Origin of the sequence: Nonomuraea sp. NPDC049141, assembly GCF_040648415.1 — a bacterium.
Taxonomy (GTDB): domain Bacteria; phylum Actinomycetota; class Actinomycetes; order Streptosporangiales; family Streptosporangiaceae; genus Nonomuraea.
The window spans coordinates 1-1715 of record NZ_JBEZDR010000184.1; the positions used below are offsets into that span (position 1 = coordinate 1).

The window sequence follows — 1715 nt, forward strand, 5'->3', positions numbered from 1 at the left end:
GTGCGCACCTCGCCGCGCAGCGCCGGGCCCGTGCCGGCGGGCGGGGGCGTGCACTGGTCGGTACGGGGCCGGGGCAGCACCCCGCCGAGCCGGCGGTAGTTGGTGGGTGAGGTGCCGACGCTGCTGCTGAAGCGGGTGCTGAACGTGCCGACGCTGGTGTAGCCGACCAGGTGACTGATCTCGGTGACGCTCAACGAGGTGGAGACGAGCAGGTACTTCGTCCGTTGCAGGCGCAGCGCGGAGAGGAAGCGCCCGGGGGAGACCCCGGTCATCCGGTGGAAGACCCGGCAGAAATGGAACTTGCTGAACCCGGCCGTGCGTGCCATTTCGTCCACGGTGAACTGCTCACCCACATCGCTGTGCATTTTCTCGATGACGCGTTGGATCGCTGTTCTGACGTGATCTTCCATCATGCCCCCAACGAGAGGAAATGTCGGCGAACAGGTCCCTGACGCTACCGTTGCGAGAGACCCTGTCGTTGGTAATGATTTGGATTTTGGTCATGAAAGGCCCGCCTCGCCATGCGCGAGTGCGGTCGGGTGACTGGTTGCCAATTGCCGAGTTGCGAAAACAATGTCCGCGCCTCAATGGGCCAACTCGATGCTATGTCAACGGAAAGTGGCGGTCAACGTTGCGGAAAGTAGTCGAATGACTGGTCCGCATATCAGACTCAGGCGGACTATTTCCGTGCGATTACCGCCCGCCTCGTGATGATTCGGATAGCTTTATGGCATTTGGGCCATAGCCTGCCTATGGCGGAACTGTAGATTTTGGGCGAGTTGCGAAATTGGTGTGGTTGGTCCGATCTGCGCGCGCCCAGGACGAGGGCGACCGGGCGCCGCCAAAGGCGCCCTGACATCGGAGGCTGTCTTTGTATCACGTGCGGCGGGGCGTCCTCGCGGAGGATCGGCGGGAGCGACGCGCGGCGCGAGGAACGGCGGATCACCCGAGGTGGGGACCGATGGCCGGCGCGAAGGGCGGAACGCACGACTCCGGTTTGGAACGGAAGGCAGGCCATTCGCGGGGCCCTGTAATTGTTGTTACGGCCCTCCGCTGCGCGTGGCAGAAAAGGGGGATGCGCCGGCGCGCGGAGGGGGCGCGGACGGTCTTCCGGACGGGCGGCGGTCGGCACCCCGATCCGGAGAACCGGCGGCGAATGAAATGTGTCGCGTTTGCGACAAGAGGCGGGCGCCGATGTGTGCCCGTAGCCCTCACGCGTCCGCTGGGGGGTGATCGGAGCGAAAGAGCGCGACGGAATCGGCGCCCGCCTGGTCGGTGGCGCGGTTCTACTGATCCACGAGTGCGTAACCCGCCTCGGTGGAGACCTTGTCCTCCTGCCACCAGTCCCGGTTCGACCGGTACCAGTCGATGGTCGCCGCCAGGCCGGCCCGGAAGTCCGCGTACTCCGGAGCCCACCCGAGCTCGCTGCGCAGCTTCGTGCTGTCGTTGGCGTAGCGCAGGTCGTGCCCGGCCCGGTCCCGGACGTGCTCGAAGTCGCCCGGATCCCTCCCCATGAGCTGGTTCACCAGTTCGACGACCTCCCGGTTGGTGCGGGTGTCGCCCGAGCCGATCAGGTACGTCTCGCCGATCCGGCCCCGGTCCAGGATCAGGTGCAGGGCCCGGTTGTGGTCGTCGACGTGCGTCCACTCGCGGACGTTGACCCCCTGGCCGTACAGGCGGGGCCGCCGGCCCTCGATGACGTTGGTGACCTGCCG

General features: G+C 66.2%; 2 protein-coding genes. Both read right to left on the reverse strand.

The window, feature by feature from the left end; all coding sequences use genetic code 11:
* On the reverse strand, positions 1-365 hold a 365-nt coding region (locus AB0B91_RS65695), incomplete at its 3' end, for an AraC family transcriptional regulator (RefSeq protein WP_358343155.1).
* 921 nt (positions 366-1286) lie between these two features.
* A partial coding sequence (locus tag AB0B91_RS65700; protein ID WP_358343157.1) for a GDP-mannose 4,6-dehydratase occupies positions 1287-1715 on the reverse strand: 429 nt, incomplete at its 5' end.